The 15282-nt window shown below is 69.3% G+C and carries 13 protein-coding genes; 5 read left to right on the forward strand and 8 right to left on the reverse strand.

What is annotated here, in order from left to right:
- Positions 1 to 310: 310 nt before the first annotated feature.
- Genes J5Y10_RS25645 through J5Y10_RS25655 form a run of 3 tightly spaced genes read right to left on the reverse strand, consistent with a single transcriptional unit; the run spans position 311 to position 4488 of the window.
- On the reverse strand, positions 311 to 1243 hold the full coding sequence (locus tag J5Y10_RS25645) for a hypothetical protein (RefSeq protein ID WP_209376986.1): 933 nt from the start codon (positions 1241 to 1243) through the stop codon (positions 311 to 313).
- A 29-nt stretch (positions 1244 to 1272) separates the two neighbouring features.
- Positions 1273 to 3513, reverse strand: coding sequence for a glycosyltransferase (locus tag J5Y10_RS25650; protein WP_209376987.1), 2241 nt, complete (start codon positions 3511 to 3513; stop codon positions 1273 to 1275).
- Positions 3514 to 3516: 3 nt separating this feature from the next.
- Positions 3517 to 4488 carry a hypothetical protein gene (locus J5Y10_RS25655; RefSeq protein ID WP_209376988.1) on the reverse strand — a complete coding sequence of 324 codons (972 nt, stop codon included), beginning with the start codon at positions 4486 to 4488 and terminating at the stop codon, positions 3517 to 3519.
- A 953-nt stretch (positions 4489 to 5441) separates the two neighbouring features.
- Between J5Y10_RS25655 and J5Y10_RS25660 the strand changes: the two genes are divergently transcribed.
- The 4 genes from J5Y10_RS25660 to J5Y10_RS25675 are packed head-to-tail and all read left to right on the forward strand — an operon-like array spanning position 5442 to position 9254.
- Complete coding sequence (locus tag J5Y10_RS25660; RefSeq protein WP_408901603.1) at positions 5442 to 6473, forward strand: sulfate ABC transporter substrate-binding protein; 1032 nt, start codon at positions 5442 to 5444, stop codon at positions 6471 to 6473.
- Positions 6470 to 7333 carry a sulfate ABC transporter permease subunit CysT gene (gene cysT, locus J5Y10_RS25665; RefSeq protein WP_209376989.1) on the forward strand — a complete coding sequence of 288 codons (864 nt, stop codon included), beginning with the start codon at positions 6470 to 6472 and terminating at the stop codon, positions 7331 to 7333. The genes J5Y10_RS25660 and cysT overlap by 4 nt, the downstream gene beginning before the upstream one ends.
- Entirely contained in the window at positions 7330 to 8190 is an 861-nt protein-coding gene (gene cysW, locus J5Y10_RS25670) for a sulfate ABC transporter permease subunit CysW (RefSeq protein WP_209376990.1), read from the forward strand. The genes cysT and cysW overlap by 4 nt, the downstream gene beginning before the upstream one ends.
- Positions 8187 to 9254 carry a sulfate/molybdate ABC transporter ATP-binding protein gene (locus J5Y10_RS25675; protein ID WP_209376991.1) on the forward strand — a complete coding sequence of 356 codons (1068 nt, stop codon included), beginning with the start codon at positions 8187 to 8189 and terminating at the stop codon, positions 9252 to 9254. Before cysW ends, J5Y10_RS25675 begins: the two co-directional genes overlap by 4 nt.
- Positions 9255 to 9549: 295 nt before the next feature.
- On the opposite strand, the gene J5Y10_RS25680 is transcribed toward J5Y10_RS25675, so the two are convergent.
- On the reverse strand, positions 9550 to 10059 hold the full coding sequence (locus J5Y10_RS25680; protein ID WP_209376992.1) for a ferritin-like domain-containing protein: 510 nt from the start codon (positions 10057 to 10059) through the stop codon (positions 9550 to 9552).
- A gap of 601 nt (positions 10060 to 10660) precedes the next feature.
- Between J5Y10_RS25680 and J5Y10_RS25685 the strand changes: the two genes are divergently transcribed.
- Positions 10661 to 11521, forward strand: coding sequence for a manganese catalase family protein (locus tag J5Y10_RS25685; RefSeq protein ID WP_209376993.1), 861 nt, complete (start codon positions 10661 to 10663; stop codon positions 11519 to 11521).
- A 101-nt stretch (positions 11522 to 11622) separates the two neighbouring features.
- On the opposite strand, the gene J5Y10_RS25690 is transcribed toward J5Y10_RS25685, so the two are convergent.
- The 4 genes from J5Y10_RS25690 to J5Y10_RS25705 form a co-directional block, all read right to left on the reverse strand.
- Positions 11623 to 12594, reverse strand: coding sequence for a UDP-glucuronic acid decarboxylase family protein (locus J5Y10_RS25690; RefSeq protein WP_209376994.1), 972 nt, complete (start codon positions 12592 to 12594; stop codon positions 11623 to 11625).
- A 300-nt stretch (positions 12595 to 12894) separates the two neighbouring features.
- On the reverse strand, positions 12895 to 13884 hold the full coding sequence (gene corA, locus J5Y10_RS25695; protein ID WP_209376995.1) for a magnesium/cobalt transporter CorA: 990 nt from the start codon (positions 13882 to 13884) through the stop codon (positions 12895 to 12897).
- Positions 13885 to 14021: 137 nt separating this feature from the next.
- Positions 14022 to 14729: an acireductone synthase gene (gene mtnC, locus J5Y10_RS25700; protein WP_209376996.1), complete on the reverse strand. Its 708-nt coding sequence runs from the start codon at positions 14727 to 14729 to the stop codon at positions 14022 to 14024.
- Positions 14729 to 15268 (reverse strand): 1,2-dihydroxy-3-keto-5-methylthiopentene dioxygenase, encoded by a 540-nt coding sequence (locus tag J5Y10_RS25705; RefSeq protein WP_209376997.1) that lies wholly within the window; start codon positions 15266 to 15268, stop codon positions 14729 to 14731. The genes mtnC and J5Y10_RS25705 overlap by 1 nt, the downstream gene beginning before the upstream one ends.
- Positions 15269 to 15282: the final 14 nt, after the last annotated feature.

The following is a 15282-nucleotide window of genomic DNA, read 5'->3' on the forward strand; positions in this document are numbered from 1 at the left end:
GCCATGAAGGGCAACGTCGTCCTCGACCTCCGCAACGCATGGGACCCCGAGGCCTTCCGCGAGTGCGGCTTCCAGTACAGCTCCATCGGACGACAGTAAGAAAAGCACCAGCCAGGCCAGCGCCGACGGTCTGTCTCGGGGAGAGAAGAAGGGATTCTTCCTCTCCCCGAACCCCTCACCATCATCTTCTTTAAATGGCTGGTCGGACTTCGCTGACCGTGCGCTCCGGCTCGTGGAGCCGAGGGGATTGCAAGTGCAGGACCAAGCCCGATCCAAAGGGCTGGCATATCAAGTCAGTCGCGCGACAGCCTCATGCAGGACCAGGAGTCTCAGGCTCCTGGCGGGGTTTCAAGGGGCGGCGCCCCTTGGCTTCGGCCGGTACCGGCGGCCCTCCGCCGGAGATCCAGGGCCGGACCTGGCTCATGCAGGATAGCATGCGCTGCAGCCCGACCGGGTTGTGCAGCTTCTTCTCGTCCACATAGAGGTCCAGCAGGAGCTGGCTGCCGGAAGGGTCGCTCTCGCCGGTCGAGCGACCGAGACCGCGCAGCGCGGAGAGCAGGGGCAGCATCTGGTCCTCGTAGTGGTCCGCATCGAGGATGTTCTGCAGGTAGTAGGTGCGGGGCATCGTCGCGCCCTGCCGCAGCGCCTCGACAAAGGAGAAGCGCGTGCCGAAGCGCCTCGCGGCCTCCGCCGGCGCGATGCCGCCGAAGGCGGTGCGCAGCAGGCGCGCCACGCCGCCGCGCCGGAACTGCAGCACGTCGGTCTGCGGGTTGTTGACGAAGGCGGAGCTCCCTTGCAGCCGCGAGGCGAGCATGAGCGAGCCGAAGCCCCCGGCGGAACTGCCGTAGAACAGAACCTGCCGGTTCTGCAGGCCGATCCCGTCCCTCGCCCGCTCCACCAGTTCGACGATACGGGGCAGCACGTAGTGCTCATCCGTGCCGAGCAGCCAGCCCAGCCCGAGCTCGGGGTCGATGCCCAGCGTGGGGTCGCTGAGGATCATGACGTTTTCCGGGAAGTGCCTCACCCAGTCGAGGCGCTGGAAGCGGGGAAGGGCGACCTCGTCGCGCTTGACCATGCCCTGGCCGAAGACGATCAGCGGCTGGTCGGGGCCGACCAGGCGCGCATAGACATCGATCGGCAGAACCTCCCCCTCGATCCGGTAGCGGTGCTCGCCCGGCTTGAGGCGGAACTCCGACATCCGCTCCACAAGGGTGGTCGGAAGCTCTCGCGCGGTTTCGGGCATACTGCTGGACGTGTTCCCCGGTCGTGTCGTCAATCCGCGTATTTCTGTCCCAAACGCCGGATGAAGGCGACCCCGCGCTGCAGGTCCGGGTCGGGCGGCAGGTACTCCTCCGCCAGGTGCTCCACGAAGCCGCCCACCTGGACCAGCCGCTGGCGCAGCCTCTCGTTCTCCAGCGCGAGCAGGGCCGAGCGCTCCGTCAACTGCGCGGCCTGGCGCCGCAGGGTGGTGAGCTCCGCCGTCTGGGAACGCCGGCCGTTCTCCGCCTCCAGCGCCTTCCAGAACAGGCCCTGGGAGAGGAGAAGGAAGGGGCGGAGCTCCGGCGGGGCAACGGAGAGATAGGTCTGCGCGGCCCGCATGAGCGCGCCGGCCCGGTCCCGCTTGCGCCAGTTGCCGCCCCAGCTGCCCTCTCCCGCGCGGTACCAGATCAGCGCCTCCGGCACGACGTCCAGCTTCAGCCCGCGCGACCATGCCTTCGCGAAGAAGCGCCAGTCCTCGGCGTGGTTGAAGCGCCCGTCCACGACGAAACCGCCGATTTCCAGGAACAGGTCGCGGCGGACGAAGCAGTTCAGGTCCCCGTAGCCGTTCACGACGAGGCCGAGCGGGCCAAAATCGCCCATGACGATGAAGCGCTTCACCGCCTCTGCCTCGCTCGCCGGCGGGGCCTCGCCGGTGAAGTGGTCGTTGAAGCAGGTCAGCAGGTCGGCCCCGCCCGTCTCCGCGGCGCGGAGGAAGGTCTCCACCTCCTCGGGCTTGGGGATGTTGTCGTCGTCCATGTGCAGCAGCCACTGACCGGTGGCGGCGTAGGCGCCGGCGTTGCGCGCGGCGGGCTCGTAGGCGTTCTCGCCCATGCGAAGGATCCGCAGGCCGGGCCGGCCCTCCGCCTCCAGCGCCGTCAGGAACTCCACCGCCGCGGGCGTGCGGCTGCCATTGTCGATGACGATGATCTCGTCCGGCGCCCGGGTCTGTGCGGCCAGCCCGGCCAGGGCCTGAGCCAGCCCCGCCGGCCGCTCGTAGTGGAGGACGAGGGCGCTGACCGTCGCCGCGCGGGTGCTGGGGGCGCGCGCGGGGCGCGACAGCCCGGCCGCGATCTCGGCGTGGAGGCGGCGGAAGGCATCCTCCGTCTCCTCCTTCCGCACCGCGGATTCTGCCGGGCCGAAGCCGCCGGGAGGGGCGGCGAGCGCGGCCTCCAGCCGTTCCGCCAGGGCGGCGGGATCCGGCTGGAAGAGCACCCGGTCCTGGCTCTCCGGCGCGATCAGTTCCGCCACGCCGCCGACATCGGAGGCGATGAAGGGGATGCCGTTGGAGAGGCACTCCAGCACCGTATAGGGGGAGTTGTCGGAGAGGGCGGCGAGCACCGCCAGGCGCCCCGGCGCGCGCAGGTAGTCGTTCGCCTGGAAGGTATCCAGGTCGTCCAGCACCTGCACCTCATGCCCCCAGCGGGCGGTGCGTGCCTCGATGCTGGCGGGCAGGTAGTCCGCGCCCGTCTTGCCGAGGAAGGTGATTCGCAGACCGGGCGGCAGCCGGTCCCGGATTCGGTCGATGGCGTCGCAGAAGACGAGCAGGCCCTTGCGCGGCTCGATGCGGCCGAAGAAGACGATCTCCCCGATGGCCGAGGACGCGGCATCCTCCGGCGCCGGCCCGGCCTGGACGAGGCGCCGCGGCATGAGGTTGGGGATCACGTGCTGCCGCGCGGGGAGGGTGAAGCCGTTCTCCTGCAGCCAGCGCAGCATGTAGCGGCTGGGGCTGATCACCCGGTCGCAGAGGGCGATCAGGCGCCGCTCCATCCGGTCCCGGATCATGTAGGTGATGTCGTCCACCGTCCGCAGGTTGGACAGGCGCGACCAGAGGGTGGGCGAGTGCGCGGTGACCGTCAGCGCGGTTCCCCGCAGCGCGAGGCCCTGGGAGCGCGCGAGGGCGGTGAAGTAGCCGAGGCCGATGTAGTCCACGAAGTGGATGACATCGAAAGCCGTGTCCTTCAGCTGCCGGTACACGTGGTAGGAGCGGGCGAGGTTGTCCTCGTCATAGACGCTGGGAGTGCGGTGCACGGCGGGCAGGCCGTCGCTCTCGAGGAACATCATGGTGATGCCCTGCCGCGCATAGGCCGCGGCCCAGGCCTCCCGGTCGCCCCGCTCGAAGAAGGTGGAGGTGTAGAAGAGCGTGACCTTGTGGCCCTCGGCCGCCAGGAACTGGGCGAGCGCCGTGCAGGCCGTGCCGACGCCGCCGTTGTTGATCGGCCCGACGATGTCCGGGGACGCGATGCAGATCCTCACGACCTATGCCCCCGCCGGAAGCGGGCCGGTATAGGTAACGGGGCGGCAGATCCACCACGGACTGTTCGTCAGTTCCAGATCCGTGTCCCCGACCCGGACCGAGACGCGCGCCTCCTGGCTTTCCGGCAGGAGGATGGGTTCGGGAAAGCGGAAGTGGAAGCCGGCCCCGTCCTGGGGCATGCCGGGACGCGCCCCGTTCGCGCGGGCGGAGCCCCGGAACCGGCCGTTCACGTAGATGTCCACTACCAGCGGGGCGGCCGGCATGGCGGGGTTGCGCGCCCAGCCGCTGACGCTGCGGTCCGAGCAGTGCTCGACGGCGCCGAAGTAGCGGGACCGTAGGGGCACCGCGTCCAGCACCGCGCCCCCGTGCCGCATCTCCACCCACATTCCCTCATAGACGAGGGCCTCCCAGGGATGGGGAATGCCGAAGCGGCGGGCGCCGCCGGAGGTCCCGCCGGGGGCGATCTCCAGCCGGGAGAGGGGCCGCCCGTCCGCACGGAACTCGATTGCCGCCGCCTCCTCCCCCGGCGCGAGCTGCACCAGGCCCGAAACGTGCTGGGCATCGGCCAGGCCGATCTGCCCGTGCAGGACGCCGCCCGGGGCTCCGTCCCCGCCCACCTTCAGGATGTTGTCGGACACCAGCAGCCGCGCCCCCGCCAGCGGCTGCGCGAGCGGGACCTCGAGCAACAGGGCCTCGCCCGAGAGGAAGCTCGCCCTTCCCTCGGCCAGTTCTACGGACAGGGCCAAGTCCGCCCGCCCTGCGCCGGCAGGAAGCGCGATCCGCCGTTCGCTGCCCCACCTCCCGCCGAAGCGGCTGTTCACCAGCAGGTTTTCCGGAAAGGGCTTGAGGTGGAGGAGGATGTCCTCTCCCAGCATCACGTCCAGGCTCTCGCCGCGGGCCGCGGCCGCGGCCGCAATCAGCAACTCGTGGCGGCCAGCGATCGACGTTGGCTGGCCCGGGGCCATTCGTTCCATGTGTGGCAGGATTCCGTGTCGGCAGCGCGGCGGAAGCAAGATCAGGATTTTTCATCCAGATCGACCAAATTTTGATTAATGTATAACGGAATAGAACGGCAGAGTAGCGGGCAACCGTCCTCTCCGGCCTCAAGAGACCCATAATTGAGGCGAAGGCGTAGGAATGCCTGCCGGAACATGAGGTGCTGCAGCGGCCCGGGGCGGACGTAGGTGCAAATTTTTCACGGGTTCATACCGGCTTCCCACTGAACGAAGCCCACCTGCCGAATCGCCCGGGCCGAAGCCGCGCACCACCTCCGAATCGTGTACCCTATGTCGACCTTCGGGTCGGCAATCCGGCCGGTGCTTTCGATCCGGCAGGGGGGGCGCCGGTCTAAACCGCGACCTCGGCGGTTGCCTCCCCGCCCCTGACGGGCGGGCAGCACATGGCTGATTGTGACGGACGTCCGCGCCGGCTTTGGAGGGGAGGGTGCGGACATCGATCTGCTACCGGTCCCGAACGGCTTCCTCCGCCGTACAAAAACCGCAAGGACGAACCTGAAAGGATGACCGGCGCCTTGGGGAGGAGATCGGCAGGGATCAGTCCGCTCAACCCGGCATGGGCCCCAGAGCAGCGTGCAGGCCGGGCTAGAACGCCGGGTAGTGCCTTCGGGTATCGGCGGGGATGCTTGCGAACTCTCGCCGGGCTATCTGCGGGCAGGCGGCTGCCCAGGAGGCTGACAACGAACCGTCGCTCCCGGCCGATCGCGGCGAGGCCATCGCGGAAATGCCCGTGAACCGTGGCCGGAATTCCTAGTCGCTTCATGGGTCTTGGATCAGGGGGGACGACAAGCGGGTAAAATTCTCCTCTCTCCAGTACTTTTGCCGGCCAGCTTTCAGGAGAGCGCCGTACCATCGCCGGGCCTCTCCGGGCGTTCTGTCCGCATTCCGCCCTCCCGCAAGGAGACGAGCCGATGAACAAGGGCCTTTCCACCACTGCCACCCGCCGTGGCCTGCTACTGGCCGCCTTCGCCGGCGGTGCCGTGCGCCCCGCCATGGCCCAGGGGGCAAACACCCTGCTGAACGTCTCCTACGACCCCACGCGGGAATTCTACCGGGAGTACAACACGGGCTTCGCGGCCCGGTGGCGCGCGCAGGGCGGGGAGGCGGTGCGGGTGAACACCTCGCATGGCGGTTCCGGCCGGCAGGCCCGCTCGGTGATCGACGGGCTGCAGGCCGACGTCGTCACCCTCGCCCTCGCCTATGACGTGGACGAGATCGCCGCGCGCGGGCTGATCGCGGCGGACTGGATCAAGCGCCTGCCGAACAACAGCGCGCCCTATACCAGCACCATCGTGTTCCTGGTGAAGAAGGGGAACCCGAAGGCGGTCCGTGACTGGGGCGACCTGATGAAGCCCGGCACTGCCGTGATCACGCCCAATCCCAAGACCTCGGGCGGCGCGCGCTGGAACTACCTGGCCGCCTGGGCCTGGCTGATGCGCCGGCCCGGCGCCACGGAGGCGGGGACGGAGGCGGAGATGGTGAAGCTGTTCCGCAACGTGCCCGTGCTGGACACGGGCGCGCGGGGCTCCACCACCACCTTCGCCCAGCGCGGGCTGGGCGACGTGCTGCTGGCCTGGGAGAACGAGGCGCATCTGGCGATGCAGGAATTCGGCGCCGGCAACTTCGAAATCGTGCACCCCAGCCTCTCCGTGCTTGCGGAGCCCTCGGTGGCCGTGGTGGACAGGAACGTCGACCGGCGCGGCACCCGCGCGGTGGCGGAGGCCTACCTCCGCGGCCTCTATGAGCCGGAGGGGCAGGCGCTGGCGGCGAAGCACTTCTACCGCCCGCGCGACGCCGCGCTGCTGGAGGCGAATGCGGCCCGTTTCCCGAAGCTCGACCTCGTCGCCATCGACGACCCGCTCTTCGGCGGCTGGGCGAAGGCGCAGACGACGCATTTCAACGACGGCGGCGTCTTCGACCGCATCGCGCGGGCGGCGCGATGAGCGCCTCCGCCGCGGCGATCGACCCTGCCCGGGGAAGGGCGGCGCCGATCCGCGCCGTCCCCGGCTTCCGCACCAGCCTCGGAATCACCCTGCTCTGGGCCGGGAGCATCGTGCTGATCCCGCTCCTCGCGCTCGTGCTGCGGCCGCTGGAACTGGGGCCGCTGGGCCTGTGGGAATCGCTGACGGATGAGCGGGTGCTGGCGGCGCTCCGCCTCTCCTTCGGCGCGGCCTTCCTGGCGGCGGCCATCGACCTGCCGCTGGGACTGCTGCTGGCCTGGGCCATCGTGCGGCTGCGCTTCCCCGGCCGTGGCGCGCTGGACGCGGCGCTGGACCTGCCCTTCGCCCTTCCCACCGCCGTGGCCGGCATCGCGCTGACGGCGCTGACGGCGCCGAACGGGTGGCTCGGCGCGCCTCTCATGGCGATGTTCGGCTGGAAGGTGGCCTTCAGCCAGGCGGGCATCGTCTTCGCCCTGATGTTCGTCGGCTTGCCCTTCATCGCCCGCACGCTGGAACCCGTGCTGCGCGACATGCCGCTGGACGCGGAGGAAGCGGCGGCGACCCTCGGCGCCAGCCGCGCGCAGACGCTGTGGCGGGTGGTGCTGCCAGCGCTGCTGCCCACCCTGCTGACGGGCTTCGCCCTCGCCTTCGCCCGCGCGGTGGGGGAGTACGGCAGCGTCATCTTCATCGCAGGCAACATGCCGATGGTGACGGAGATCGCGCCCCTGCTGATCGTGATCCGGCTGGAGCAGTTCGACTATGCCGGGGCGGCGGCGGTGGGTCTGGCCATGCTCGCGCTCTCCTTCGTCGTGCTGCTGGCGGTCAACCTGCTGCAGCGCCGCCTGCGCCGGGGGCGGCTATGAGCGACGGCACCATCCGCCCCGAGCGCTTTCAGCCGGCCTGGCAGGACCGCCCCTGGATCCGCCGCCTGCTCGCCGTGGCGGCGGTGCTGGTGGCGCTGGTGATGCTGGCGCTGCCGCTCCTCGCGGTTTTCGTGGAGGCGCTGCGCCGCGGCCTGCCCGTGGCGCTGGACGCCATCGCGGAGCCGGACACGCTGGCCGCCATCCGCCTCACCCTCCTCGTCGCGCTGGTGACGGTGCCGGTGAACCTGGTGGGCGGGCTGGCCGCCGCCTGGTGCATCGCCAAGTTCGACTTCCCGGGCAAGCGGGTGCTGACCACGCTGATCGACCTGCCCTTCTCCGTCTCCCCCGTCATCGCGGGGCTGGTCTTCGTCCTCATCTTCGGCGCGCAGGGCTGGCTCGGCCCCTGGCTGCAGGCGCGCGACATCCAGGTCATCTTCGCCCTGCCCGGCCTCGTGCTCGCCACCCTCTTCGTCACCTTCCCCTTCGTCGCGCGCACCGTGCTGCCCCTGATGCAGGAGCAGGGGCGGGACGAGGAGGAGGCGGCGGCCACGCTCGGCGCCGGCGGGCTGCGCACCTTCCTCATGGTCACGCTGCCGAACGTGAAATGGGGGCTGCTGGCCGGCGTGCTGCTCTGCAACGCCCGCGCGATGGGGGAATTCGGCGCGGTGTCCGTCGTCTCCGGCCATATCCGGGGCGAGACGAACACGATGCCGCTGCACGTTGAGATCCTTTACAACGAGTACCAGTTCGCGGGAGCCTTTGCGGTGGCGGCACTGCTCGCCCTGCTCGGGCTGGTGACGCTGGTCGCGAAAACGGGGCTGGAACGCCTCTCCGGCCGGAACGGGAACCTCGCATGAGCGTCGACGTCCAGGACATCGTCCGCCGCTTCGGCAGCACCGACGCGCTGAAGGGCGTTTCCCTCTCCGTCCGCGAGGGGGAGTTCCTGGCGCTCCTCGGCCCATCCGGCTCCGGCAAGACCACCCTGCTGCGCGTCCTTGCGGGGCTGGAGGGATCGGATTCCGGCACTGTCCACATCGCCGGACGGGACATGACGGGCGTGCCGGCGCGGGAGCGCAATATCGGCGTGGTGTTCCAGCACTACGCGCTGTTCCGCCACATGACCGTGTTCGACAACGTCGCCTTCGGCCTGCGCGTGCGGCGGCAGCGCCCCTCCTCCGCCGAGATCGCCGCCCGCGTGCGCCGGCTGCTGGAGCTGGTGCAGGTGCCGGAACTGGAACGGCGCTATCCCGACCAGATTTCCGGCGGGCAGAGGCAGCGCGTGGCGCTGGCCCGCGCGCTGGCGATCGAGCCCCGCCTGCTACTGCTGGACGAACCCTTCGGCGCACTCGACGCGCTGGTGCGCAAGGACGTCCGGCGCTGGGTGCGCGGCCTGCACGACAGCCTTGGCATCACCACCATCCTCGTCACCCACGACCAGGAGGAGGCGATGGAGATGGCCGACCGGATCGCGGTGATGGAGAGCGGCCGCATCATGCAGCTGGACACGGTGGGGGCGCTGCTGCGCAACCCCGCCAGTGCCTTCGTCGCCGGCTTCGTCGGCGAGGCGGCGCGCCTGCCCTGCCGGGTGCAGAACGGCGCGGCGCATTTCGACCCGCTGCCCGTCCCGCCGCTGCAGGTGGCGCTACCGGATGGCCCCGCCATTGCCTTCCTGCGCCCCTCCGAGATCGTCGCCCGCCATGGCAGCGGCGCGGCCACCGTGCGCCTGTGCCGGACCGAGGGCGACGGGCCTGCACGGCTGATCGTGCAGGCGGGCGATGTCATGCTGGACGCGCTCGCCCAGCCCGACGAGACCTTCGCCAGGGGCGAGAGCTGCCGGCTGTCTATCCGCGGCGGCCATGTCTTCGCCGAGAGCGGCGAACGGGCGCAGGGCGTGCCGCTGGACGAGACGGTGGCGGGGTAGGTGGTCGCCCCCAGGGGGCGCCGCCCCCTGGAACCCCTGCCAGGAGCCTGGTTGAACCTATAGGTCCAACCTGGATCTGCAGCGGTCTGCCGCGGATACGATGATCCGAGGGCAGCGCCGCAGGCTCTTCGATCAGGTTAGCGCAAGCAGACATGTCCCGCGCCTCGGGTCATCGACCCGAGGCGAACCGACAGTTCAGCATCCCGCGGCAGCCCCCAGAAAAAGATGAGGGTAAGGTTCCAGGGGAGGGGAGAATTCCTTCTCTCCTCCCCTGGGGTCGCCAGACCGGACCCGATCAGATCCCGGCCTGGGCCCCCTGCGCCGCCAGCGTGGCGAACTTGCGCACGGTCGGCTCCAGCGTATCCGCGCACCACTGCGCCATGCGCTCCTCCTCCTGCAGGGACTGCCGCAGGGCGGTGGGGGCGGAGGCGTCGCCGGCGAGGTCGGCGAGCACGAGGAGGGACTTATAGGACGCGATCTCGAAGTGCTCGAAGGCGTAGTTGGCCAGCGTGTTCTTCAGGATCTCGTCCTGCATCGGCGCGTGGGCCAGGGCGGCCATGTTGCCCATCAGCCCCGTCACGAAGTCCTTGATAGCGGAGTTGGAGCTGCCGAGCGATTCCAGGATGGTGTCCAGGCGCACGCGCTGCTGTTCGCTCTCGGCGGCGTGGCGGCGCAGGGCGTCGGCGATCTCGGGGTAGCTCTCGATGCGCTCGACCTGACGGGTGAGGAGCTCGATCGCCTGGGTCTCCAGCGCGCGCGCGTTCACCAGGCCGGTCAGGTAGAGGTCTTGATAGCTCTGCTGCATGGACTGCTGTCTTCCATCCGTGGGAGAGGGGCCGGGGCAGGCATCCTGTGGCGCGGCGTTGCCGTGCCGCGCATGCCCATACCCTCCGGTCCCGCGGGGAACCGGAGCATCGAGAACGCCGCTGCTGGCCGAGCGTTGGGGCGTGCGCTGTCATCGCGTTGTTTTAAGTGTGGGACAAGGATGTTCGCCGATGTCGCTTAACATGCATCAATCAGAGTGGCGGATCGGCGACCTACATTGCCGGCCAAAACTCATGTTTGCGTGATGCCGCGCGCAACGCCGTGCTGCGCGTCAAAGGTTAGCGACATCCCCGGGCGCACACCCCGTAATGCCCGCACGACGTGGAGAGCGGAGCGGTCGCACGGTGCAGTCAGTCCTGGGCGGCTTGCACCGCCTTCCGCATGACCGTGCCTGCCTCTCTCCATCCTCTCCGCGTCGTCGCGCAGCGGTGCGCCTTCCCCACGCGCCGCACGGAGCCGGCCACACAGCCGCGCCTTCTCTCCCGCGGCGCCGCGGGGAGGGAAGCGTGGCCGGACGGAAAGCCATAGCTCGGCCCTGCGCCTGCCAGGACCGGGATCCCCCTCGAGACCAGGAGCCTTCTATGTTTCTTGCTGACCCGCGCCTGCAGTACCCTGTCCGCGTCGATACCCCGAACCCCGTCTTCGCACGTGCCCTGCAGCAGGCGATCGGCGGCGTGGAGGGCGAGATCCGCGTGATGATGCAGTATCTCTTCCAGTCCTGGGGCTCGCGCGGCCCGATGAAGTACCGTGACATGCTGCTGAACACCGGCACGGAGGAGATCGGGCATATCGAAATGCTCTCCACCGCCGTCGCGCTGAACCTTGAGGGCGCGCCGCTCTCCTTCCAGGAGGAGATGTCGAAGGACCCGGTCGCGGGCGCCGTGCTGAGCGGCATGAACCTGCGCCACATCCTCTCGACCGGCCTGGGCGCCACGCCGGAGGACTCCAACGGCGTGCCCTTCAACGCCAGCCACGTCTATGCCAGCGGCAACATCGCCGCTGACATGTATTCCAACGTCGCCGCTGAGGCGACGGGCCGTGCGGTGGCCGTGCGCCTCTACAACATGACCGATGATGCGGGCATGAAGGACATGCTGTCCTTCCTCATTGCGCGCGACACGATGCACCAGAACCAGTGGCTCGCCGTCATCGAGGAGCTGGGTGGTCCTGCGATGCAGCTGCCCATCCCCAACAGCTTCCCGGAGACGCAGCAGAAGAACGAGTTCGCCTACGGCTACTTCGTCCACGCCGCGGATGGCGCGGTGCCCGAGGGTCGCTGGACCAGCGGTTCGTCCATCGACAGCAAGGGCACCTTCGAGGCGATGGTCTCCAAGCCGCTCGGCGACATCCCGCAGCTCGCCCCCGCGCGGCCCGATGGGGGCGCCCAGACCGACCAGACCACGACCACGCCCATGGCGAGCAGCTCGTCCACGACGCTCTAGTACCGCGTCGACCACAAGGCGGCCCCGCACCGCGTCGTCCTCCTGGAGGACGCGGTGTGGGGTATGCTGATCGGCTTCTCCGATTAAGCCGGAAGGCCGGCCTAAGCCAGGTTCTGCATCACCGTGTGCCGGCGCAGTTCCTCCTCGAAGTAGGCGATCGTCGCGCGCAGTCCTTCCTTCAGGCGCACGCGGGGCTCCCAGCCCAGAAGGTCCTTCGCGCGGTCGATATCCGGGCGGCGCTGGCGGGGATCGTCGCTGGGCAGGGGCCGGAAGACGAGGCGGCTCGGCCCGCCCACCTCCGCCAGCACCATTTCAGCCAGTTCGCGGATGCTGAACTCCTCGGGATTGCCGAGGTTGATGGGGCCGGTCACGTCGGGGCCGGATTCCATCAGGCGGACGAAGCCTTCAATCAGGTCCGAGACGTAGCAGAAGGAGCGGGTCTGCCGCCCCTCACCATAGACCGTGATGGACTCGCCCCGCAGCGCCTGCACGATGAAGTTGGAGACGACGCGCCCGTCATTCGGGTGCATGCGCGGGCCGTAGGTGTTGAAGATCCGCGCCACCTTGATCTGCAGGTTATGCTGGCGGTGGTAGTCGAAGAACAGCGTCTCCGCGCAGCGTTTGCCCTCGTCGTAGCAGGAACGCAGGCCGATCGGGTTCACGTTGCCCCAGTAGGCCTCGGGCTGCGGATGCACGGAAGGGTCGCCATAGACCTCGCTGGTGGAGGCCTGGAACACCGGCACGCGCAGGCGCTTGGCGAGGCCGAGCACGTTGATCGCGCCGTGCACGCTCGTCTTCGTCGTCTGCACGGGGTCGTGCTGGTAGTGCACGGGGGAGGCCGGACAGGCCAGGTTGAAGATCTGGTCCACCTCCACAAAGATCGGGAAGGTGATGTCGTGCCGGATCACCTCGAAATAGGGATTCTGCAGCAGGTGCGCGATGTTGTCCCGCGTGCCGGTGAAGTAGTTATCGAGGCAGAGAACGTGGTCGCCGCGTTCCAGGAGCCTTTCGCAGAGATGGGAACCGAGGAACCCGGCCCCACCCGTGACCAGAACGCGCTTTCGTGTATGCATCGGCACCTCTCGTGGCCCGCGCCAGGCACTGCCCCCGAGGTTGGGAATAGGCCGGGCTCGGCATCATCTACAAAGGCTAGGGCCACGAATCCGTCATAAGAAATCACAAGAATGGGTGCTCGGTTGCCGTAGAGAGGGCGCTGCCCTCTCCCGCCAAGGGCCTGAAGCCCCTGGAACCCCGTCTGGCCGCCGCCGCGCCGGGCCTTGGCACGGGATTTCGGTTTGGGGACCTAATCCTGCCCTTGCAGTCGCCTCGGGTCATCGACCGAGGCGCACCGTCAGCGAAGAAGCAGGGCGACCCTAAAGCCACCCCTTCCGCTTGAAGTACACGATCGGCAGAAGCGCGCTCGCCACCATCAGCAGCAGCGCCCAGGGATAGCCCAGCTCCCATTTCAGCTCCGGCATGAACTCGAAGTTCATGCCGTAGATGCTGGCGACCAGCGTCGGCGGCATCAGCGCGACGGAGGCCACGGTAAAGGTCTTGATGATGCCGTTCTGGTCCATGCTGATGATGCCCAGCACGGCATCCAGTAGGAACTGCGCCTTGCCGTTCATCGTGTTCGCGTAGTCGATCAGGGACCGCACATCGCGCACCAGGGTCTTGATCATCACCTGGTTCTCCTTGCGGACAGCATTCGCCTTCTCCGCCCCAAGGAAGGTGAGGATGCGCGTGAGGCCGAGCAGCGTGTCGCTCGCGCGCGTCGTCACGTCTCCCACCTGGCCGAGGGTCAGCAGCGCCTGGCGCAGGTCCACGTCGCGCTTGTTCGCCTTCACCTGCATGTTGCGCGCGTTGCGGAAGGTGGTCTGGCTCGCGCGGTCCATCTCGCTCGCGGTCCGCTCGAGGATGTCGGCCAGCCGGTCCACGATCTGCTCGAACAGGTGCAGCATCACGCCGTCCGCCGTGCGCAGGATGGGCAGCGCCTGGCGCTGGGCGCGCACGGCGAAGACGGAGAAGGCCTTGGGCGTCGCGTAGCGCACGGTGACGAGCGCGGTGGGGGCGAGCACGAAGGTGATGGGGGTGGAACCGAACTCCCCCTCCTCCGCACCATAGAGGAAGGATGCGGTGAGGAAGAGGACCTCGCCTTCCTTATAGAGGCGCGAGGAGCTCTCGATCTCCTGCATCTCCTCGCGGGTCGGCACCTCGATGTGCAGCGCCTCCTGCACGGCCCGTTCTTCCTCGGGGGTCGGGTTCAGCAGGTCGATCCAGGTCGCCGCGGCGATGGATTCGGCCGTGTCCAGCCCGCCATGCACGTCGCAGGCGCCGTTGCGGAGGGCGTAGGTGGTCATCATGGGCGTATTCCCCGGCGGCCGGGCGGTGGTCGTGCAGCGGCGGTTCGCGCCGGCGGCCGATTCGGCCGGGGCGTCTCCGCTCTAGCCCCGCGCGCGGCGGGCTGCCAGCGCGGCAGGATGACAGGTTCGCACCTGCCTCAGCCCGTGGGCGGCTCGTCCGGGGCGGGCAGGCCGAAGCGGACGGCCACTTCGGGAAAGGTGGCGCAGGTCGGGTGGCGGGTGCCGGCGACCGTGCCGTCCGCCGGGCGGACGAGCTGGCAGGCCTTCATCCCCGCCGCCGCCGCGGCATCCAACTCCTCCACCACGTCGGAGAGGAAGAGCATTTCCGCGGACGGCAGCCCGGCCGCCTGTGCGATGGCGGCGTAGGAGGCGGCCTCGCGCTTCGGGCCGGTGCGGGTGTCGTCGAAGCCCGAGAGCAGGGGCGTCAGGTCCCCCGCCTCCGAATGCCCGAAGAGAAGCCGCTGCGCCTCCACCGAGCCGGAGGAATAGATCCGCAGCGCGATCCCGGCGGCGGCCCAGGCGCGCAGGCAACCCGCCACATCCGGCCAGAGATGCCCGCGCAGCGCCCCGGACTCGAAACCCTGGCGCCAGATCATGCCCTGCAACGCCTTCAGCGGCGTCACCTTCTCGTCCCGCGCCATCCAGCCGCGCAACGCCTCGGCCGGCTCCTGGCCCGGGGCCAGGGCGCAGGTCTCGTCGAGGATGGCCACCACCTCCGGCTCTCCGCCGTGTTCGGCCAGGAAGCCGTCCAGCGCCTGCTCCGCGAAGGGGAACAGGGTCTCCTTCACGAAGGCGATGGCGCTGGTCGTGCCCTCGATATCGCAGACGACGGCGCGGACGGGCATCAGCCGAACTTGGCCGGGAAGCGCTCCGACATGTCGGTGCCCGTGTAGTGCGGCGTCCAGCCCGTGGTGTCCGTGAAGATGCGCAGCGCCGTCACGTTCGGGGTCGTGCCGGCGTCGAACCAGTGGTGCGTGTTCGCGGGCACGGAGATCAGGTCGCCCCGCGTGCAATGGGCGTCGTACACCTTGCCGCCGACATGCAGGATGAAGTTCCCCGCGCCCTCGTGGAAGAAGCGGACCTCGTCCTCCGTGTGCAGGTGCTCGGAGAGGAACTTCTGGCGGATGGCGTCGATCTGCGGGTTGTCCGCCGTCAGCCGGATCACGTCGGCCGTGCCGGCGCCCGTCTCGCCCATGAAGGCGTCCAGGCGGGGGCGATAGGCGGCCAGCACCGTCTCCGGCTCCGCGCCCTCCGGCAGGTCGGCGACCGGCCAGCGCTCGAAGCGCACGCCGATGGCGGACAGGGTCTCCGCGATCTCCGCGGCGTCCGCCGTGTCCTGCAGAACGGCGTTGGTGGTGGCGTCGTGGACGACAAGGCGGCTCATGGGCGGAACCTCCC

The organism is Roseomonas indoligenes (genome assembly GCF_017813365.1).
In the GTDB taxonomy this organism is placed as follows: Bacteria; Pseudomonadota; Alphaproteobacteria; order Acetobacterales; family Acetobacteraceae; genus Roseomonas; species Roseomonas indoligenes.